Annotated in this window: 14 protein-coding genes; 12 read left to right on the top strand and 2 right to left on the bottom strand. The window is 45.2% G+C overall.

The features are described 5' to 3' along the window. Window positions 1-348 precede the first annotated feature (348 nt). On the bottom strand, window positions 349-3042 hold the full coding sequence (locus tag V7S65_RS16825; protein WP_336387359.1) for a T9SS type A sorting domain-containing protein: 2694 nt from the start codon (window positions 3040-3042) through the stop codon (window positions 349-351). A 247-nt stretch (window positions 3043-3289) separates the two neighbouring features. Further along, the gene (locus tag V7S65_RS16820) at window positions 3290-6169 is read right to left on the bottom strand and encodes a ligand-binding sensor domain-containing protein (RefSeq protein WP_339546064.1); all 2880 of its coding nucleotides are present in this window, start codon (window positions 6167-6169) and stop codon (window positions 3290-3292) included. Window positions 6170-6353: 184 nt separating this feature from the next. Here V7S65_RS16820 and V7S65_RS16815 point away from each other — a divergent pair, with 184 nt between their 5' ends. From V7S65_RS16815 to V7S65_RS16760, 12 genes are all read left to right on the top strand, one after another. Further along, the gene (locus V7S65_RS16815) at window positions 6354-9431 is read left to right on the top strand and encodes a SusC/RagA family TonB-linked outer membrane protein (RefSeq protein WP_079469240.1); all 3078 of its coding nucleotides are present in this window, start codon (window positions 6354-6356) and stop codon (window positions 9429-9431) included. 56 nt (window positions 9432-9487) lie between these two features. Beyond that, window positions 9488-11023: a RagB/SusD family nutrient uptake outer membrane protein gene (locus V7S65_RS16810; protein ID WP_336387357.1), complete on the top strand. Its 1536-nt coding sequence runs from the start codon at window positions 9488-9490 to the stop codon at window positions 11021-11023. 36 nt (window positions 11024-11059) lie between these two features. Continuing rightward, window positions 11060-11863 carry a glycoside hydrolase family 16 protein gene (locus V7S65_RS16805; protein ID WP_336387356.1) on the top strand — a complete coding sequence of 268 codons (804 nt, stop codon included), beginning with the start codon at window positions 11060-11062 and terminating at the stop codon, window positions 11861-11863. 28 nt (window positions 11864-11891) lie between these two features. Next, window positions 11892-12974, top strand: a complete 1083-nt coding sequence (locus V7S65_RS16800) for a Gfo/Idh/MocA family protein (RefSeq protein WP_336387355.1) — start codon at window positions 11892-11894, stop codon at window positions 12972-12974. Window positions 12975-12995: 21 nt separating this feature from the next. Beyond that, window positions 12996-13730, top strand: coding sequence for a glucosamine-6-phosphate deaminase (locus tag V7S65_RS16795; protein WP_336387354.1), 735 nt, complete (start codon window positions 12996-12998; stop codon window positions 13728-13730). Window position 13731: 1 nt separating this feature from the next. Continuing rightward, on the top strand, window positions 13732-14556 hold the full coding sequence (locus tag V7S65_RS16790) for an ROK family protein (RefSeq protein WP_336387353.1): 825 nt from the start codon (window positions 13732-13734) through the stop codon (window positions 14554-14556). Window positions 14557-14603: 47 nt separating this feature from the next. Continuing rightward, a complete protein-coding gene (locus tag V7S65_RS16785; protein WP_336387352.1) occupies window positions 14604-16322 on the top strand; it encodes a GMC family oxidoreductase in 1719 nt (572 codons plus the stop codon). Beyond that, entirely contained in the window at window positions 16323-16868 is a 546-nt protein-coding gene (locus tag V7S65_RS16780; protein WP_336387351.1) for a gluconate 2-dehydrogenase subunit 3 family protein, read from the top strand. A gap of 42 nt (window positions 16869-16910) precedes the next feature. Beyond that, the gene (locus V7S65_RS16775) at window positions 16911-18722 is read left to right on the top strand and encodes a DUF4091 domain-containing protein (protein WP_336387350.1); all 1812 of its coding nucleotides are present in this window, start codon (window positions 16911-16913) and stop codon (window positions 18720-18722) included. 25 nt (window positions 18723-18747) lie between these two features. Beyond that, a complete protein-coding gene (locus V7S65_RS16770) occupies window positions 18748-20550 on the top strand; it encodes a DUF5107 domain-containing protein (RefSeq protein ID WP_336387349.1) in 1803 nt (600 codons plus the stop codon). 46 nt (window positions 20551-20596) lie between these two features. Further along, window positions 20597-21217 carry an RNA polymerase sigma factor gene (locus V7S65_RS16765; RefSeq protein WP_168771234.1) on the top strand — a complete coding sequence of 207 codons (621 nt, stop codon included), beginning with the start codon at window positions 20597-20599 and terminating at the stop codon, window positions 21215-21217. Window positions 21218-21303: 86 nt separating this feature from the next. Then, the gene (locus tag V7S65_RS16760) at window positions 21304-22473 is read left to right on the top strand and encodes a FecR family protein (RefSeq protein WP_336387348.1); all 1170 of its coding nucleotides are present in this window, start codon (window positions 21304-21306) and stop codon (window positions 22471-22473) included. The last annotated feature ends 104 nt before the right edge of the window (window positions 22474-22577 follow it).

Here is a 22577-nt window from a genome sequence, read left to right as displayed (position 1 = left end):
TAACCATTTTGGTATTCCCAATTGTGGCGCCAGGCGTATTTGCGTTAGGGCCTATTACAGGATAACCCGGACTATATTTATAGAAAAGACAGGGATAAGCCGGAGATAAGCCGGATCTCTATAGGTACGGGTTATCTATGGCTTATATACGGGTTATATACGGCTTATCTACGGCTTATCCTATAATGGGCCTACTCACGGCGCAGCATTACAGGTACCTGGTAATGATACAGAATTAGCATGATGGCCTCTTATTTAAGCCTTCTGATGGGAAATGGATATCAGGCATTGGCTAAAAAAGAAAACCCACTCACGGAGCGGGTTTTCTTTCAGACCAGGGGCCTGCAACTATTGCTTAACAAACTTATAAGTATGATTTATCTGTGCTGATCTGACTTTTAAGTAATAGGTGCCCGGTATCAGTTCAGCAATGCTAATAGACATACCCAATGCCGTTTTCATACGCTGACCATCATTATCATACACCTCAAGATGGGCGTTGTTATTTAGCCCGCTGATATAGAGCCTGGCGCCAACCGGGTTCGGATACAGCGAAATACCCTGTTTTGTGCCCTTCAGCTGGTTGGGCGTTTCCGCTCCTGCCAGCACATTGATGCGCATATTGTTCAGCCCCGGTGATGGTTCGCCAAACAATTCGATCTCCGACAACTGGAGCATTGTTCCGGTGTTATTTGACAGATTCAGTCTATAAAATGTATACCCCGTATTATTGTTAATGTTGAAAATTCTTGTTTGGTTACGATAGGGGAAATCTTCATTGGAACGGCTATCAATAGTGGTCCAACTGCTTCCATCTGCCGATCCCTGTAACGTCCAGTTCATAGGATCCCGCTCCGGGGCGTCATTTGCTGAAGTGATCCTATAGCTTTTCACTACATAGCCGGATGGCGCCTGATACTGGATCCAGGCGGAAGGGTTAAATGTCAGGTATTTGGTGTTACGATTGTTATCGGTCAGGTTTGTATATTCTTCGCCTGCCGGAGACCCCGTTTGATATTGAGCGGTTAATATCCCGCCCAGATCTGTAATATCTGTTCCCAGGCTATCACTGGCATCAACGGGTGGAAGCCCGTTTTTTTCACGCAGCAATTGAAAAAGATGATCTGGTCGCACCACAATATGATTTGAATCGAGCGAGTTCATGACGTTCTTAAAATTTGTTGGCTTCACATCCTGCCAGGGTTGCGCCTGTATAATCATGAACCTCGGCGATGCTCCATCCCATCCTGCGGAAGCAGCGTCAATGGCATCCTTCATGGCTTGTTCCCCGGTGCAATAGTTACAGGAGAGCGGCATTCCCGGCAAGGTTTGGTTATAGATGCTAAGGGGGCCGCCCGTATTCTGTGCGGTTAATCCAAGTAATGATGGGGCATAGGTGGCAAAGCTCTCACCCACATTTTGATTGATGCCACCTGTAATCGTGTTCCAGATGGTAACCACCCGGAGCCCTGCCCGTTTGTTGTAATCCTCGGTTTTAGCAACAAATTGGTTGAGTGTATTTTGATTGGGGAAATTATTAGGGTAGGCGTAACCGTATCCCGAGGGGCCTGAAATCAGGTTGTCGTTATTAGTGGAAGTTTGATGATAGAAGTTTAACGCTCCCGGCATGGCGTCCACCATTGCGGGGGACAAAGTCCATCCAATGGGAACCGAGCCCCGGTCAGGATTGTTCCAGAGCTTGCGCATCAGGTGCTCCACATATTGTAAGTTATCCCCGTCGCTTAATATAAACGCCACGTAAATTTTGTTCTTTAGTGCTGGTTTTGGAGGTATCGGTTTAACGTTGACGGTTCTGGGCATACCGCTATGAACCGTTAAATTGGTGGCATAGTCACTGGCAACAGTAGCTATACCATAGCTGGATGCCCTGGTTATACCTGAACCTTCTTCCGGCCACCAACCCATGAAGGAGGCTCCTGCCGGCATGGAGGATAAAAAGCTGTTTAGCAGTTCACTTTCACCCGTTACCCGCGGATCTAACCAAATTACTGCGGCGCCCAGGGCAGTGGCGTATTCCCGCAGGGAGCCCTGATGCACTTCCGGACTTAATCCTATTAACACCCGGTGATCCAGCGTTGGCCAATAGGTGTTATATAAGGTTTGGTACACCTGCAGGTTACTGGTGAACTGGCCACGCAAATCGAGCAATACCGGAAGGTTATAAGGGGCGCCTGTTAAGCGTGATAATAACGATGGCGAGGCAATGAGCGCCTTTTTATTTTTTGCAAGCATGGTTGCCAGGTTTACCGTGGCTGACTGCGCCGGATCATAAACAATCAGGCCGGATACCTCGCTGCGGTATTGGGTGATAAGCTCCCACCTGTCGGTATGTTCGGTCCAGGTTAAACCCAAAGACTGCATCCAGGTATACGGTCCTTCTGCAAAGGCATCGCCTTCATAGGAAAAGAGGCGTGGTTGTGTGCTGTTAACGATGCCTTTCAGGGAAGCAAATAAATAGGTTTCGGCAGTGGCATTATCCTGCTGCACACCCACCCAGTCCACTTTTATATATGCTCCTCCTCTCCAGAATACACGCAGTTCAATAGCGTGACTGTCGGCCGGCATTGTGAAAGGCAATTTGAAACTTGTGTAATCGGACGCTATGGGGAATTGCTGACGGGTAATTGCCTTAAACGCAAGGATTGCGCCGGTGGTGGCATCCCTGACATCGATATCTACTATAGAGTCATTGTTGGCGGTATTATTATCTGTTTTCATTCTAAACTCCGCAATATTGGCTCCTGCTGTAACACTGTTATCATAAGGTCCGTAAATCATATGTTCATTCGCCGCATCGATTCCAACCTGGCAAAGCCAGCCATCGGTTTCCAGGCGCCCGGTATGATGACTGAGAGCGGGGCCTTCCCCTTCCCAGCGCCAGGACCGTTGAGACGTTCCGTTATTGTAAAACAGATCCAGGTTGCTGGCTGTTGCCGGAAACGTTGGCAGCAACTGACCAGCAGGCCATGCTATCTGGGCCGTGGAAGGCATCATCAACAATAGTAATAGAGGAATGAGCATTGCAGCCCGGGTTAAAGAGGATTTGATTTTGTGGGTCATCGTGGATAGAATTTGGGTCATAGAATAAGAATGTGCCTATTAAGGGTTTAAAGCGCTTACGGGTTCTCACGGGTTCTCATAAAACAAAATGCCTGTGCAGTACTTACATAAAATAGGCAATTAAATCAGATTTTTTTAATTTTTATTATTGACGGTTACGACAATAAACAGAAGTGAGGGGGCTGGCGTATGGAAGGATGGTTAGTCTTTAAATCTGGTTTAAAAAGTTACTTAACGATTGCTCTGTTTGCAGGCCTATCTTTTTTCTTATCCTATACCGGCTTACTTCCACGCCGCGAACCGTGATGTTCAGCAATTGCGCCATTTCCTTTGTTGTTAAATTAAGCTTGATATAAGTACATACTTTTAAATCGGAATTGGTAAGCTGCGGATATTGCTTTTTCAGTTTATTCAGAAATCCATCATTTAACTCATCAAAGTGAGCAGCAAATACTTCCCAGTTGGCATTGTTTTTTTCAGTGTCCTTGATCAGGTCAGTGATACTTTTAATATCGTTGTTATTAGTGGTATCATTGTTAAGACGCGAAACTTTTTCTTTTATTTTTGTTAAGGTATCGTCTTTTTCCATCAGGTGCATACTTGCATTCGCCAATTCTTTTTTCTGGATAAAAACTTCCTGTTCTAATTTTTCATTTTGAAGCTTGATTATTTCCTTTTCATTTTTCTCCAATTCCAGGTGGTGGATGTATTTCAGTCTTTTTTGTTCTTCTTCAAATTTTTTCTGTTGTGAGAGGAATTTATTCTTTTGATGTTTGTTCATCATAAATAACAGACCAGCGAAAATGGAGATGTAGCAGAGTATTGCCCAGATAGTTTTATACCACGGGGCATTGATGACAAAACTGTAAGAAACAACCGGGGATTCGTTATTCTGGTTGTCCCGGGCTTTTATTTTAAAAGTATATTCCCCGTTTGACAGGTTGGTATAGTCTTTTTCCGTTTTAGGATCCCAGGGCGACCAGTCATTGTCGTAGCCTTCCAGTTGATAGCTATATTCAATATTCTTCTGGAATTCATATGATGGCGAGCTGTATTCAAAATGAAACGCATTGTAAGCTGATGGCAATTGCAATACCTGTTTGTCTGTGCCGCCATAGCCACCAAAGATGGTGCTGTCAGTTTTACCAATAGCTTTTACCAGTCCTAAGAAAACGGTCAGCCCGGGCTTTACGGATGAATATTTTTGATAATCAAGATGAATTAATCCTCTTTCTGAGCCAATAAAAACGTTTTCCTTATTATAAGGATAAATGTTTTCAAATTTTGGCAGGAGCTGCCCGGTTAGCTCTGGAAAATAAGTGACCTTAGGGGTGCTGACAGCATCCGCTGTAGAAAAATGCGCAACCCCTGTGCCTTTTTCGTTGCAGAACCAGATGTTGCCTTCTTTGTCTTCTGTCAGATAACGTACTTTCATTCTCCCAAAAACATCTGAAAGAAACGGGGAAGGAGAAAATTTATTTGTTTGGAGATTAAACTCGTAGAGTCCGCGGGCCGTAGCAAAGATGATTTGATTTTTTATCTTGAAAACAAAATTATTTAAGGTAGAAGGCAAACCATCATTGAGGGTGTATAGCCGGGAGGTGTATTTTTTCTTGTCCTGAGAAAGACTAAAGCGATAGATACCGCGATAGGGATGGGAGGCCCATACATCCCCGTTATGATCCAATGCCATAAAACGATAGGAATCATTCATGCCGTCCATCTTTCCTTCGTCCCTGAAATCATTGCCTTCATACCGGAGCCGTTTCAGGCCATAATAGGTGCCTACTATGATATCCTGTGCCGGATAAACCGAAGACAAGGGGAGGAAATACCAGCTACCTGCGCCTCCCGAAAGCAGCCGGGCTTCGTTTCCCTGTATTTCATAGCTTCCATTGTCGTTGCCAAGCAACAAATGTCCATTCACTTCGTTGAGGTTCCATGCCTCCCGGTTTTCTGTATTTTTTACCAGGGAGAAATCATTTTTTGTAACATGGTTCCCATTATTTGCCAAAGGGGCGCTATACAGTCCGTTGGAGGTAGCAACAAACAGCCTGTTATTTAGTATCCGGGCTGAATAGCCGGGCAGGGTGTTTGTTTTACCGATCTGGAGGTACCTGATGGCGGAGTTGTAATTAATATAACTAATCCCGCTATTCAACCCTGCCCATAGGTTTTTACCGGCGTCCATAAAAACGCTCAACGCATTGTTATTCTGGAGTCCTTGTTCGTCGGAGAAGCTTTCCCACGCATCCTTTTTTATATTCACCACCAGGCAGCCGGCAGAGGAGGTAGCTATAATAAATTCATCCTCACTTATTTTAGTGGCAGAATTGATGTAGAGATTATTTTGCCTGCTATTGTTTTGTAAAGTTATCAGGTTGTTATGTAACAGGAAGATGCCATTTGTCCTGGTAACAATGAAGATACTGTCTTTGCCCATCTGGAACATACCGGCAATAAGCACCCCGGCCAGTTTTTTACCATCCGCTACCGGGGTCCATTGATTGTCGTTCAGTTGTAGCAATCCTGTAACACGATCAGAAGCATAAATGCTTTCACCGGCACGTTCTATGAAAAGCCATTGTGAATTGGCCATATAAGTATGAACGTTTTTCTCGTCATACTCGAAGACGCGGTCGTCGGCCTGGAAGAAAACCCGGTTGCCCAGGACGGCAATATGCCATATATCTGCAAATTTTTTATATTGTTCCGGGATCTTATTATTTAAGGAGGTATATGTGAGCATACCATTGGGTCCGGGAGAAAAATACCCTATTTCATCCTGGCCGCCAACGTAAATTTTCCCGTTATCACTAACTGCAAGTGACCACATCACCGTATTATTAGGCAGCGGATAAAGCTTCCAATGGCTGCCATCAAACCTCAGTAAGCCTTCATTATTGGCAAAATACATTACTCCCTGTTTATCTTGTCCTATGCCCCAGTTCTGGCTACCTCCGTTGTAATTAAACTTGGTGTAGTTGATAACAGCAGGAATGCCGATGCCATTTTGGGCATATGCAGGTGTGCCGCTCACCAAAAACAGCCCAAAGAAAAACAGGATATTAAGCAGCATCTTATTCATGTTTCAAGCCCCCGCGTAACAGATGTAGTAGTATTGTAGTAGTTGGTTTTGCCCTAAAAATAGGGAATTACGCGATAAGATGTAGTAGTGTAGTAGGGTTTTCTTAACATTTTCTGGCGGGCTAACCTACATTTGATTTTCCACGATTCACATTCGAGAACGAGTTAAAAATTAAATTTTACGTATGAAAAAAAGGTTCTTAGGAATTTTTATCCTCCTTGTGCTTTCCACTATTTTCCACTTAACCACCAAAGCCCAGAACAAAATCATAAAGGGTACCGTCACTGATGACAAAAATGCACCTGTTATCATGGCTTCGGTAGGAGTGAAAGGCACCGCTACAGGTACTACAACAAACGAAACCGGCGCCTTTACGCTCTCGGTACCTCCCGGCTCGGATTCTATTATGGTGTCGGCAATAGGGTACGCCAGTAAAGTAGTGGCTATTACCGGTAATGTCTTAAATATTCAACTGCGGGAGTCCCTGACCGGGTTGGATGAGGTAGTAGTGGTAGGCTACGGCACGCAGAAGAAAGGCGACCTTACGGCGCCGATATCGATTGTAAATACAGACGATATGCTTAAGCGGACTACGGCTACGCCTATGGAGGCTTTACAGGGAAGCGTTCCCGGTGTACAGGTAGTAACCAGCGGGGTTCCGGGTAGTTCTCCCAATGTCCGGATAAGAGGAGTTGGATCGTTTAATAATGAAAATCCACTTTATGTAGTAGACGGGATGTTTGTAAGTGATATCAGTTTCCTTAATCCCAATGACATTGCTGACATGTCTGTTCTTAAGGACGCGTCTGCTGCAGCGATTTATGGGGTGCGTGCGGCCAACGGAGTAGTGTTAATAACCACTAAGAAAGGGAAATTAAACATGAAGACCCGCGTAACTTATAATGCATATGTAGGGGTTCAGAAGCCAACAAACGTTCTCAAAATGGCCAATGGACAACAATATACCGACTTCTCCCTGAAGAGAGGTTCCACCGCCGACAGTGGTACCGTGTTGTTATCTTCTCAAAAATTTGGAGGCAGCGGGCTTAATCCAACCACCAGCACGGATTGGTACGATGTTATTTTAAGAAAAAGCGCCCTGATAACGAATCATGGCATTGATATCCAGGGAGGCAGTGACAAAATAACTTATTCAGTAGGTTTAAACTATACTTATCAAAACGGTATTTTGAATGCGCTGAATAACTTTAAGAGATATAACGGTCGGCTTCAATTGGAAGCCAGAGCCTTTCCCTGGCTTAAAGTAGGATTTTCGGCCATTTTTAATAATTCTATCACTTTTACGCCTAACAGCGGTGCTTTCCTGGATGCCTATACAGCTTCCCCTTTATTCCCGGTATACGACAGCACCAATGTGAATGCTTTCCCGGTAAAGTTCACAGCGGCTTCCGTTATTGGAAGATCGGATGATAAAAATCCAATGGCATCTGCCTATTATAATTATAACCGGTCAAAAGCATTTCAGATATTACCAACCCTGTATGCAGAAGCAGGCTTTTGGGATAATAAACTCACTTTCCGGTCCCAGTTGAGCCAGATATATGGATCGTTACTTGGCACCCAGTACAGCCCTTTAAGGAACCTGGGCCCTGGCGCCGATGCCACCGTATCTCACCTGACTTCTATCCAGGAACGGACTACCAATTATATCCTGGACAACCTGCTTACCTATAAGGATGGCAAAGGCCGCCATCATTGGAGCCTGTTACTGGGACAGTCTACCAGGGAAGAAAGATGGCGTCAAACCCGGACAGAAGCGGATAATGTACCCGATGTAGAAGAATCGTGGTATACCAGCCAGGGAACGCCGAATGCGGCTTATTATAAAGAGGATGGTACCCGCAACGCCGGTATCTCATTCTTTACACGCGGCACCTATGATTTTGATAATAAGTACTTACTGACAGCAACTTTTCGTGCCGATGGAAGTTCAAAATACCAGACAAAATGGGGCTATTTCCCTTCCGTAGGTCTTGGATGGGTGATCAGTAAAGAAGCATTTATGCGGAATCAGAAAGTGTTTGACTTTTTAAAACTCAGGGGTAGCTGGGGACAACTTGGTAACGACGGTGTAAATGCCAATGCGGGATATGCCATCGTGAAAACCGGCAACAGCACTTCCGCCGTTTTTGGTAGTACTGCAGCAGCCAATGGCCAATATCTGCCCGGCTATACAGTAAACAGATTTTATACAGATATCACCTGGGAAGTTGTAACAGAATGGGATGGCGGTGTTGATTTTGAAATGCTGAAAGGAAAATTAAACGGATCTGTTGATTATTACAACAGAAAAACAACTAAAGCGGCGCTCTATCGCCCATTCCCTTTTACTTATACTACTATTTATGGCAACTGGGCTGATATGGTGAACAGTGGTTGGGATATTGCGTTAAACTGGCATGATAAAATTGGTAACGTAGGATACCAGATAGGCGCCAATATGTCGACTTTAAAAAATAAAGTTACAAACTTAGGAACGCTTCCAAGCTCCACAAGTGGATTTCCGGAGTGGACAGCTGAGTTTCCTAACCGCATAGTTGTTGGGCAACCCATCAATTATTTTTATGGTTACGAATTTATCGGTGTTTACCAAACGAAGGCGGAGGTTGATGGTGATCCGGTTGCTGCCCATTATAACCAATCGGCTACCTCTCAGATTGTTCCCGGTTTTCCTAAGTATAAGGACCAGAATGGAGATGGCATCCTGGACGATAAAGATCGCATCAATATGGGAAGCTATTTGCCAAAAGTTACTTATGGTTTCAATTTTGGACTTACTTATAAGGGCTTTGATTTTAGCGTGGCATTCCAGGGCGTATCAGGAAATAAAATTATGAACCTCAACCGGGGACGGCTTTACAAAGCTTCCACGTCGCTGAACTTGGATGAAAAATTTGCCAGCAATCTCTGGACCGGTCCTGGTTCCACGAATGCATATCCATCAGCGTATGCTTTAGGTCAGGGATGGTTTAAAGTGAGCAATTCCTTTTTTGTAGAGAGCGGCGCTTATTTACGTGTACAGAATATTCAACTTGGGTATAACTTTAATGTAGGCAAGCAGTCGCCCATTGCCCTGAGGGTATTTGGTACTGCCGACAGGCCGTTTATTTTTACAAAGTACAATGGTTTTACTCCTGAAGTAGGCACCAATACTTCCTTTGGTTATTCGGTTTCTGGTTATGATGCAAATGTTTACCCGGTTTCCTCCACTTACAGCTTAGGTGTAAGGGCTACTTTCTAGGATGAACAAACTCTTCAGGCTATAATAACAGTTATAGGAAAACAAAAAAAAGAATCATGAAATACAATATATCAATTCTGCTCGTAATATTTTTGTTATCTTCTGGTTGCTCTAAGTTTTTAGACCGGCCATTAGAAAATCAGGCGCAGGCAACCACCATCAATTATACCGATTTGTCTTTAATGTACCAGCCGGTGTCGGGTGTTTACAGAACTGCTGCCAGCGGCACTTTTGCAAAATGGATAAGTGTGGCGATCCGCTCTGAGCGCAGTGATGATATAGCGCCGGGAAATGATGATGCAGGGCAGGTAGCCATTCATAATTTCCAGAGTGATGTAACGGTTAAAAGTTACTGGGGTATTAACGACATGTGGATCAGCATGTATGCAGTGGTACTTGGGGCGAACAGCGCATTGGCCGAATTGGAAAAGTTTGGAAAAAATATTCCCGCCAATGATGCGGCAAAAACAAAGCAGTTGGCACAATACCAGGCGGAAGTTCGTTTCTACAGGGCGCTTGCGCATTTCTGGATTTCCAGGACCTTTGGAGCAGTACCCATTCTTGGCATAGAAAGTAATGATCCTACCAATCTTGGCGCCGCTTCAAAAAGCAGTGTTGAAGATGTGAAAAAGCATGTTATTTCCGAAATGGATTTCTGCATTGCAAACCTGGAAGATGCCAGACCCAATGCTGCCACACACATAGGAGCCGTTACCAAATACACCGCGTTGATGTTAAAAGCCAAAGCAGCAATGGACCTGGCTGGTAACAACAGTGGTAGTACTTATTGGGATGTTGTATTGGATTGTACCAACCAGATTATCAACAGCGGCCAGTTCTCTTTATTCAGCGATTATTACCAGTTGTTTAAGAAGCCAGGTAAACTGTGCGATGAAGCTATCCTGGAATTGCAGTATTCCGATTTCGGAAAATCGACCGGCGATATCGTTATATCCGGCGGCCCCGGCGAAGAATGGGGTAATTTCTTTTTCTTCCAGGGTCCTGAAAATACGTTCAGCACGGTGATTACAGGTCCCGGTTGGATGGTGCCTACACAAAAAGCCGTCGATTTTTTGAAATCACGTAATGATAGTATCCGTTTAAAAACAGCGATTCAGTATTGCGGAATTGATGGTAATCCTGATACGTTTTCTTTTACACCGGATGGCGACAAGATCTCCGGTAACGCATCCAGGAAGAAATACTTCAATGGAAAGGCCTATTACCCCCGTTCACAAATGACCGATAGCCGGGTAGATTATTATGGAGCCAATAACAACGTCCGGATCATGCGCTATGCAGAGGTGTTATTGATGAATGCGGAAGCGAAGATCCGTAAGGGACAAAGCGGTGATGCGCAGGTGAACCTGGTCAGGAACCGGGTAAAACTGGCTTCCATCTCCAACGTCACCTTACAGCAATTACTGGATGAACGCCATGCAGAACTGATATGCGAGTGGTGGGGAGAAAGATTCAATGATCTGTTAAGAACAGACCAGGCCGCAACCGTACTCCCTGGCTTTGTAAAGGGACAAAGCGACTACATTCCCATTCCGCAGGCGCAGGAAGATGTGAATCCAAGACTTAAATAATTTTATTAACCGACATATCTATTGAATCTGAATCTGATGAAATATATAATAGTGTTGCTTATTACAATTGGTTGCTCGGGTATAGCTCAATCTCAATCTTTAAAGCGCCACAAAAAGTGGCAGCTTGCCTGGAGTGATGAATTTAACTACCAGGGGTTGCCTGATAGTACAAAATGGGGATATCAAACCGGCAGGTCGGGCTGGGGAAATAATGAACTGCAGCTATACACCGCTGCAGACACCAGCAATGCCAAAGTGGAAAACGGATCTTTGTACATCACAGCAAGAAATACCGGCAGCGGAGATAATAAATATACTTCGGCAAGGATGATTACCAAAGAGAAAGGCGATTGGAAATATGGAAAGCTGGAAGTTAAAGCAAAGCTTCCCGGAGGCAGGGGACTCTGGCCCGCAATATGGATGCTGTCGACCGATGATGAATACGGAGGTTGGCCGGCAAGCGGGGAAATCGATGTGATGGAACATGTTGGCTACATGAAAGACAGCATCTTTGGAAGTTTGCATAGCAAATCCTATAACCATGTTATTGGAACACAAAAAACAAAAGGTATCTATATTAAGCGGCCCTACGACAAGTTTCATATTTATGCAGTAGAGTGGACTCCTGAAAATATCACTTTCCTGTTAGACGGGAAAGTATATTACCAGGTAGCCAATGAACATAAAACGGCCGCCGAATGGCCTTTTGATAAAAGATTTTATTTGTTGTTAAATGTTGCTGTTGGGGGTAACTGGGGTGGAAAGGAAGGTGTGGATGATACCGTTTTCCCTGCTGCCATGCAGGTGGACTATGTGCGGATGTATAAATGGGTAGAGTAACAGTTTGTAAACCTCTTGAATATAAAATATGAAACGGGTAAAAGTAGCCATATTAGGAGCCGGATTTATTGCCGATATCCACCTGGAAAGTTATGAACGGTTTGTGCCGGAAGCAGAGGTGGTAGCTGTTTATACAAGAAGTGCAGAGAAAGCAAAAGCCTTTGCAGCTAAACATCATATTGCGCAGCACTTCTCTTCCATAGATGATTTGATCAGTAATGTTGACTTCGACGTAGTTGATATTTGTCTGCCTAATTTTCTGCACAAGGAAGCCACCTTAAAAGCCACAGCGGCCGGGAAGCACATTATTATTGAAAAGCCGCTGGCTGTTACCCTGGAAGAAGCCGATGAAATGATTGCCGCCTGTGAAAAAGCAAATGTGAAATTAATGTATGCGGAGGAGCTTTGCTTTGCGCCTAAATATGAGCGCGCCCGGAAGCTGGTGGAAGAAGGAGCTGTTGGAGATGTGTATATGTTAAAGCAATCGGAAAAGCATTCTGGTCCGCATTCCGATTGGTTTTATAATATCGATCAATCCGGGGGCGGCGTTTTAATGGATATGGGGTGCCACGGCATTGCGTGGTTCAGGTGGATGCTGAAAAACAACAAAGCACTCAGTGTTACGGCATCCATGAAAACCGTTTTACATAAAGAAAGAACTAAGGGAGAAGACAACTCCATCGTAATTATAGAGTTTGAAAATGGCGTAACAGGCGTTGTGGAAAACTCCTGGGCAAAGCAGGGAGGCATGGATGACCGCAGCGAAATTCACGGTACGGACGGAGTAGTGTATGCCGACCTGTTTACGGGCAATTCCGTACTGGCCTATAGCAAAAATGGATATGGCTATGCAATGGAAAAAACGGATACTACTGTAGGCTGGAGTTTTTGCATGTTTGAAGAAGCATTTAACCAGGGATATCCCCAGGAGTTAAAGCACTTTATAGATTGCGTACAGCATAACCGGGAACCATTGGTTACCGGAAAGGACGGAAGGGCTGTTCTGGAAATCATTTATGCCGCTTACGCATCTGCCGGGCAGGGAAAGAAAATCAATCTTCCGTTTAATCAGCAAGCAGAAAAACCTATTGACCTTTGGCTGAAGCCATAGTTAACCGTTAATACAGGAATTGTGAAATTAACCATACTTAATACGTACCAGGAACTTTCAGCAGCAGTTGCAGAACAGGTAACTGAACTAATGTCCGGGCGCGAAAAGCCGTTACTATGCCCTGCTTCCGGCGATACGCCGGCTGGTTTATATAAGGTGCTGGTGGAAAAATATAAAGACAGAAAAAGTGATGTATCCCAGTGGGGCTTTGTAGGGTTGGATGAGTGGGTAGGACTAAACGGCAGCGATGAAGGAAGCTGCCGTTACTCCATCGACAAAGAGTTGTTGCTGCCACTGAATATTTCCGGAGATAAAATCTGCTTCTTTGATGGCCGTGCAACAGCTCTTCAGCAGGAGTGTGAAGCTGCCGAACAGTTTATTGCGCAGTATAACGGGATTGATGTAGCCATACTTGGTTTGGGAATGAACGGGCATATTGCCATGAACGAGCCGGGTTGTGCCGCGGATGGCAGGGCGCAGATTGTTACACTACATCCGGTAACCATGCAGGTAGGTCAGAAATATTTTAACCAGCCGCAGGTATTGAAAGAAGGGATTACACTGGGACTCGGTACGTTACTGGAAAGCAGGCATATTATTTTAATGGTAAGCGGAAAACACAAGGCAGGAATTGTGAAGAAAATGCTGGAAGAGCCGCCTACCAATGAATTGCCGGGAAGTTTGCTACTCAACCATTCTTCTGTAACTATCTTTTTAGATGCAGATGCTGCGGCTCTCTTATCAAATATACACTAACATGGTTATAGGTATTGATCTGGGAGGAACAAATCTGAGAGCAGGTATAGTGAGCGACGGCGTGCTTTCATCCGTTATTTCCCAGCCCCTTTATGCACAGGAAAATGTACCCGAACAGATTTATAGTGTAATTGATAAAATAATCAACGACGATGTAACCGCAATCGGGATAGGCGTTCCTGGTTTGGTAGACCCATCCACGAAAGTTTTATATGATGTTGTTAATATTCCTTCATTGAACGAAATAAATCTCCGGGAGGTTTTAGCGCAGCGTTATCAGTTACCGGTGAAAATGGAGAATGATGCGAACTGTTTTGCATTGGGGGAATTTTATTTTGGAAGCGGGCGTGCGCATGAATCCGTGGTAGGATTGACAATAGGAACGGGGCTGGGAACAGGGATCATCCTGAACAGCCAGTTAGTTACCGGGAAATATGGTGGCGCCGGGGAATTTGGAATGATAAAATACCTGGATAAAAACATCGAGTATTATGTAAGTGGCCGTTTCTTTGAACAGGTGCATCATGTAAAAGGAGACATTCTCTATAACAACGCACTGGCGAATGATGCAGCAGCTATTGAAATATACAACGACTTTGGCAGGCATTTAGGTGAAGCCATCAAATTGATCCTGTATGCACTGGACACGGAGTGTTTTGTTATTGGTGGCGCAGTAAAAGCAGCGTTCCCTTTTTATTCAGAAAGTATGTGGGAAACAGTGAACACTTTTGCATATAAACGCGCAATTTCTACTTTGAAAATTGAAGCGTCTTCCCTGGTGAATGGTAATATTTTAGGTGCGGCAGCTTTGCATTTGCACCAATAGCATACAACGTAGAACAACTTAAATAATAACAAGATAAATATTCACATATGGCCGGTAGTTCAGGTACTTCTGTTAAGCAGGAGGAAATAACTTCTTTTGATGCAATTGTTGTAGGCAGTGGTATCAGCGGTGGTTGGGCAGCAAAGGAATTGTGCGAGAAAGGATTAAAAACACTGGTATTGGAGCGTGGAAGAAATGTGGAGCATATAAAGGATTATCCAACTGCTAATACGCCTGTCTGGGATTTTAAGTATCGCGGAGCGCTTCCGGAAAAAGTGTTAGACGCCAATCCCTATATCAGCAAAGCCGCAGGATATGATGCCAGTACCGCGCATTTTTTTATAAAAGATGCAGACCATCCCTATATCCAGGAAAAACCCTTTGAATGGATACGGGGCTACCAGGTTGGCGGAAAATCCCTGATTTGGGGCCGTGCCTGCGCACGTTGGAGTGAGATGGACTTTACGGCGCCACACCGGTACGGATATGGAATTGAATGGCCCATTGGTTATAACGATGTGGCTCCGTGGTACAGTCACGTGGAAAAGTTTATTGGCGTTTGTGGCAACAAAGAAGGTATTGATACCATGCCGGACGGAGAGTTTTTGCCTGCTTTTGAATTGAACTGTGTAGAACAGCATTTAAAAGAAACGGTGGCCAGTAAGTTCAACCGTCATTATGTATCGGGCAGATGGGCGCAGGTAACGCAGCCGCAGGCTATTCACAAAGAGCAGCACCGCCAGTGTTTAAGCAGGAATCTTTGCATGCGCGGTTGTCCGCTGGGCGGGTATTTTAGCTCAAATGCGGCTACGTTGCCGGCAGCGGAAAAAACGGGCAATTTAACGATCCGGCCTTTTTCTGTTGTGCATTCCGTTATCTATGATGAACAATCCGGTAAAGCAACGGGCGTGAAAGTGATTGATGCCAACACAAAGAAGGAAATCATCTTTCATGCAAAGATTATTTTCCTTAATGCCTCTGCATTAAACACGAACCTGGTGTTGTTAAATTCCACCTCCAGGCGGTTTCCAAACGGACTCGGGAACGATAACGGGTTGCTTGGGAAATACATTGGCTTTCACAATTACAGGGCAGGAATGAGCGGAGAGTTTGATGGTTTTGAAGATAAGTATTACAAAGTATCGAAGCCTTCGGAATGTATTATTCCCAACTTCAGGAATGTGTATCAGAAAGACACAGATTTTGTTGGCGGTTATGTCATCTTTAGCGCTGGTTACCGGGAGAAGTTAAATGATAAAAATATCCCGAAGGCACTGGGCGCTGCATTTAAAGACGCTATTAGTAAACCTGGTAAATGGGGAGCATACATGTATATGCAGGGAGAAACAATTCCCAAAGAAAGCAATCATGTAAGATTAAGCAAAGATAAAAAGGATGAATGGGGAATTCCTTTGTTAATAACATCTGTAGACTATGATGATAATGATGATAAAATGGTAAAGGATTTTATTGAACAGGGCAGGGCTATGCTGGAGGCAGCAGGCGCTAAGAATATTGTGGTAAATGAAAACCGCCAGCCACCGGGATTGGATATACATGAAATGGGCGGCGTACGTATGGGAAAGGACCCTGCCAATTCATTGCTGAATGAATGGAATCAGCTGCATCATTGTAAAAATGTATTTGTTACGGACGGCGCCTGTATGACAAGTACCGGCAATCAAAGTCCTTCTATTCTTTATATGTCACTAACTGCAAGAGCTGCTAACTATGCGGTGGAGCAACTAAAAAAAGGAGCGTTGTAAATGAATCGCCGGGAATTAATAAAAACGATCTCTGTGCTTACAGGCGCAGCATTGGTAGGGGGAGAACTGTTTCTTGCGGGATGCAGGGAACGTAATGAACCGATTTTTGGTGAGCATGACATTGCATTCTTTGATGAAGTAGCGGAAACTATTCTTCCCCGCACAAATACACCGGGTGCAAAGGATGCAGAAGTGGGAAAATTTATTGCATTGTATGCATCGGATTGTTATAATAAGATGCAACAACAAACATTGAAGCAGGGAATTACCCAATTAAATGATGCCTCGCTTAAAGAGTTTAAGGCAACTTTTGTAAAGCTTTCTGCTGAACAAAAAAATGTTCTGCTTACCAACGTGGATAAAGAGGCGAAAGATCACAGCAGGAACAACACTGCATCTCCACATTACTTCATCCTGGTAAAGCAGTTGACTTTACTGGGATTCTTTACATCAAAACCCGGTGCTACGGAAGTATTACGCTACCTGCCTTTGCCCGGGGGCTACCAGGGATGTATAGATTACAATGGAGAAACAGCGTGGAGCTGATAGCACAAGAGAAAGAACAGTATTCAATGAACAAATGAACACATGAAAAGAATTTCGTTAATCTTTGGCCTGGCTGGTTGTTTTTCATTTTCAGCTTTTTCACAGTACAAGGGAGAAGTTGACCGCAACCATTTACCGGCATTAGGCAGTCACTATCAACCGGAATACACCTTCGATAAAACAACCGATGAGCGGGCATGGGCTGCGCAGGGCCACGGCCTGCATGTATCTGTAAGCACTACCGATAAGCTTTATTTCAGAACAGAAGTACCGGTGCAAAAGGCAGTCACCACCTGGGATGCCACCGGCTGGAAGGGAGAAAGACTGAATGCACAATTGCTGGTATGGTCGCCGGACACGCTGAACCAGGTTCGCTTTACATTAAGCGATCTTACCGGCGCCGGCGGCAATGTAATCAGCCGGGAACATACCAGTTTGAACATGGAGCGCTACGTACTTTCTAACTATCCATACGGCGCCAAAGATGCTGTGTGTGGTGAAACGCCGTATAAGAGCGGTTACCTGATGCCGGACCGGTTTGAACCATTTGAGCGTTTTGATGTTCCCGGCGGAACGGTAAGACCGGTATGGCTGTCGCTCAATATCCCGGCCAATACCCCGCCGGGCACTTATTCAGGCACCATACAGGTAAACACGGATAAATACAGCACGGCATTACAGGTCAACATCCGGGTGCAGCCGCAGCTACTGCCTCCGCCGCGTGAATGGTCGTACCGGCTTGATTTGTGGCAGAACCCCTGGGTTGTCGCCTGGCATAATCAACTGCAGCCGTGGTCCGCAGAACATAAAGCACTGTTGAAAAAACATCTGCAATTATATGCCGATGCAGGCGGTAAATATATTACTACCTATGCCGTACATTCCCCGTGGTCCGATAATTCGTACATGATAGAAGGAGGAATGATCGAATGGATAAAACAAAAGAATGGCAGCTGGAAATTTGACTATCATATTTTTGATGAATACATAGAGATGTGTATGGCGTTGGGTATTGATAAAGCAATCACCCTGTATACCGCTATCCCGTGGGCCAACCGGTTCCGTTATATAGACGAGGCCACCGGTAATTACCAGTATGCTTACTGGGCGCCGGAATCGGCAGCATATAAAACGCACTGGCATATTTTTCTCAACGATCTGCAAACGCATCTGCAACAAAAAGGATGGTTTGATAAAACATACCTGGGCATCAACGAGAATGAAATGAAGCAGACATTGGCCGCCATTAAGGTGATTAAAGAACATCCGGCGAAATGGCGTATCACCTATGCGGGAAACTGGCACAAAGAGCTGGATACGCTGCTGGATGATTATTCTTTCCTGTATGGCAATGAACCTGCTGCTGCTGAATTGAAGCAACGCGCCGCACGAGGCGCTTCCTCTACCTTTTATGTTTGCTGCAATCCTGCCAAGCCAAATAATTTTGTTTTCTCGCCTCCTTCAGAAGGACGATGGATCAGCTGGTATTCTGCCGCTGTTGGATACGACGGTTTTTTACGATGGGCATACGACGCATGGGCGGAAGATCCGGTAAGGGATGCACGTTTCGGTTCGTGGCCTGCCGGCGATTGTTTTCTCGTGTACCCGGGAGGTAACAGCTCTGTACGTTTCGAAAAATTAAGGGAAGGCATCGCCGATTTTGAGAAGATCCGCATTTTAAAAACACAGGCGCTGGCATCAAAAGATAAAGCGGTAAAAGCCCTGTGGCAAACATTTGAGCAACATCTGCAACGCTTTGCTGCGGAGAAGGATTTTAATGAAGATAAGATCATCGAAGATATTAATAAAGGAAGAAGCCTGGTAGATGCATTAAGCGATAAGCTGGGCAGGTAAAATGTTATCTGAAAAAAACGGAATAATGCATATCAGGATATTGTTATTGCTGCTTGCAGGTAATATTGTTGGCAAATGTATAGGTCAGCCTGCCACTGGTAAAGTGGCCTGTTCTGAACACAGCGACTACCTGCTTACCCATGTGCTTACGCCCGCCGGCCCGGTTCCCCCGGTGTTTGATCCAAACGGGGTATATCCGTACACCAGTTATGCAGAAACATCCAACAGACCGGTGTTGAAGAAATATCGCTTTGTGACGTTGGAAAATGACCTGCTGAAAGTAACGGTATGTCCGGATCTGGGAGGTAAAGTAGTTTCTATGGTTCATAAGCAATCAGGAAAAGAAGTGTTGTATGTGCCGGATGTAATCCGGCAAACAAGGATACTGCCCCGGTTTTATTTCGTGGCCGGTGGCATTGAAGTGAGTTTCCCGATTTCACATTCACCTTCTCAGAATGAATCTGTGCTTTACAGGATTGACAGTACGCCGGGCAGGACCTATGTTACCTGTGGAGAAAGGGAGCTGCATTTTGGTATGCAGTGGTCTGTTGAATATTCCCTGGGCCCTGCGGATAATTTTTTAACCGAGCGGGTTAAATTTTATAACCCCGGCGCCAACGCCTATCCCTGGATGAGCTGGTCCAATGCAGCACTGCCTTCCGCTGCCGACACGAAATATAATTTCCCTGAAGGCCGGGTATTGTTGCATGCTTCGCATATTGATACCATTGACTGGGCCAGCCAGGGACCGCGGGTGGAAACCGATATCCGGGAAATGACCGGCTATTTCTGGAAAACAAAAAATGCGAATGCCTTTGGCGCCTATACCCCTTCACTTGGCACAGGGTTATATCATATTGCCGATAATGCGGTTGCGCCGGGCATTAAGCTGTGGAGCTATGGTGATGGAGCCGACAGCACATGGGCAATGTTGAGTACCGCACGGCGCGCACCATATATTGAATTGCAGGGCGGCCCTATATCAGATCAATCCATCAAGCTGGAACTGCAGCCGAAAGAAATGCGCTGGCATGTGGAATACTGGATACCTGCGAACCGGGAACTGGATATTCATTCCCTGCAAACGCCTGCTATTAAGCTAAGGCCGGTAACGGACATCCCTTTATTTGACTGGGCCAGGAACACGGACGTGCAGGTTTGGAATGAGCTGGCGAAAGCCTGTGCTGCTAAAACAGCATTGCCTTTGCCTCCGCCTGTTGACCAATATACATGGGCGCCTTCAGGTATGGAAAACATGGACGCTCCCTTTAAATACGCCATCAGTAAAACAAATGGAGAAAACAGGGAGATGTGGGAATTTTATTATGCTGCCTGGGAGGCGGGCAGGGGAAGAAGCAAAGAGGCGATACAAATGCTTACTGCCAACAGGATGGGGCTTGCAAAAGTGCTGCTGGCGAGGCTATTGAAATTAGATGGGAATCTTATAGGCGCCTGGAAAGCAATGGAAGCGATCAGTGAAAAATGGGTACAGTTGCATCCGCAGGTAGTGGTGGAAAGAGATAAGCTGCTGCGCGCTATGGGACCACAAATGATAGCTGAGCGGGAGCACTGGTTATCGGCTGTTGAGGCATTGGCAGATGAATGGGTAATTGAAAGAAGGGTGCAGTTGCTGATCGACAAAAAACAGGTGCAGCAGGCGAAAGACTTACTGCTCTCCACACAATTTCAGAAAGTACATCAAACCTATACCCGTACTGGTTTATGGATGCAGATATGTGAACAGCAGGGAATTCCTGCATTTCCGGTACCAGCGCAGCTGGGAGAGGACCAACTGGCAAGATTCGGCGCTTATAGGGAATATGAATAGTGCCAGGTTGTTCATCATTAGCACTATTCATGGTTTTTTTCTAAATTTGGCCAAACGCGAAAGGTTGGGCAATCAGCATGATCATATCAATATAGCCAGTGATAGGAAAATCCCGGAAGAAGATGTAAGGCAATTCTCCATTTTCTATGATAAATATAGCGCTGCAGTATATAATACCGCTATGGTGTTTACCAAAGGGGATCAGTCGTTATGTGAAGATATTGTGCAGCTTGTTTTTATGCGTATGTGGGAGAACCGTACCAAGCCGGGAACACTTGAAAAACCGGAACATTATCTGTATATACTTGCGCGGAATATTATTTTCGACACCTTTAAAGCGCGTGCGCGTCAGCTGCATCACCAGCTGCAATTGGGCGAATTGCTTCACGACGGCCCGGATTCGCCTATTAAGATTTTAGCAGCCAAAGAATATTCGGGGATTTTGAAGCAAGCGGTTGAAACCCTTACCCCGCAGCAACGTATTATATTTCAACTGGCAAAAGAATCGGGCATTCCCCATGCCGATATCGCAGAACAAATGGGGATTAGTATCCAGACTGTTCGCACCCACCTGAAACTGGCTACCCGTGCGGTTCGTCACTATGTAATGGCCCATATAGAAGACCCCGAGATAATAATGATTTTGTTGGTGTTACTGATGCAATAATCGTCAACCCAAAAATTTTTTCAAATTCAGCTACCCACTTTTTGTGTGGCTGTCGTCTTTATATTGTACCGCTTTAAAAGCTGTTTATGGATGAGATTTATTTCCAATCCTTACTGGATAAATACCGGAAGAATGAAATTTCCGCCGGCGAGTTGTCTGAACTTACCGCAGCTGTAAATACGGGTGTTTACGATGAAACCGTGAAAGCCTCTGTGCAGGCTTCGCTTGAATCAGGGGAGCAGCAGTGGGATAAAACCCGGCAACAGGTTGTGTTCGGGGAAATACTCCGGCAAATTGAAGCAGAAGCGCCTGTAAGAAGAATCATGCCTGAAAAGCGGAGATGGCTGGCTGCTGCTGCCGCCGTGCTTGTTATACTGACTATTGGCTGGTATACCGTTAACCGGTTGAAAACGGGGCAGGTCCGGGAGAACCAGGTAGCTGTACAGGACGTTGCAGCGGGACGGCCTGGTGCGGTGCTTATGCTGGCAAACGGCAGTAAAATAGTGCTGGATACTGCGGGTAACGGAACAGTGGCCTCCCAGGCAGGAGTTGACATCGTATTGAATAACGGGGCGTTGGCCTATGAACATGGTGCACTTGATGAAGCAGGTGCAGAAGCGCTGAATACGGTGCTTACACCAAGAGGAAGACAGTTCTCCATTGTTTTACCGGACGGTTCAAAGGTTTGGATTAACGCGGAGTCCTCACTTCGTTTTCCCGTTCAATTTTCGGGAAAGGAGCGCCAGGTGCAGCTAACAGGGGAGGCTTATTTTGAAGTGGCAGAGAATGCATCCCAACCTTTTAAGGTATTGGTTAATAATAAAACCGAAGTGTTGGTGCTGGGTACTTCTTTTAATATAAACGCATATGCCGGTCAGCCACGGGCAAAAGCCACGCTTATAACAGGTAAGGTAAATATCCGCAGCGGGAAGGCAGCTGCTGTCCTGGTACCCGGGCAGGAAGCCAGTATAGCCGGCGATATTACCGTTGTTGATAATGCAGATATCAATAAGGCTATTGCCTGGAAAAACGGCGCCTTTGATTTCAATAATACTACCATAGAGGAATTGGCTGCACAGCTGGAGCGCTGGTATGATATAGAGGTAACTTATGATCAGCATATTTCGCAGATCCCATTTGGCGGCAAAATAAGCCGGAAGGTCAGCCTGAAAACACTGGTCAGGCTAATGGATGGTACGGGACTTGATTTCCGCCTGGCAGAAGGCCGTAAACTAATAATAACAGAAAGAAAATAACACTTCAGGAAGAAGTATATGTAAGAAAAAACAAGTGCCAACCAAAAGAAAAAACCGGAAGTGATTGGAGCCACTTCCGGTATAAGGTTTAGTCATTAAAGAGC

The organism is Chitinophaga sp. CCNWYY40 (genome assembly GCF_037483205.1).
GTDB classification, from domain to species: Bacteria; Bacteroidota; Bacteroidia; order Chitinophagales; family Chitinophagaceae; genus Chitinophaga; species Chitinophaga ginsengisegetis.
The sequence above is the reverse complement of the archived record's forward strand: the minus strand, read 5'-3'. Positions and strand labels throughout refer to the sequence as shown.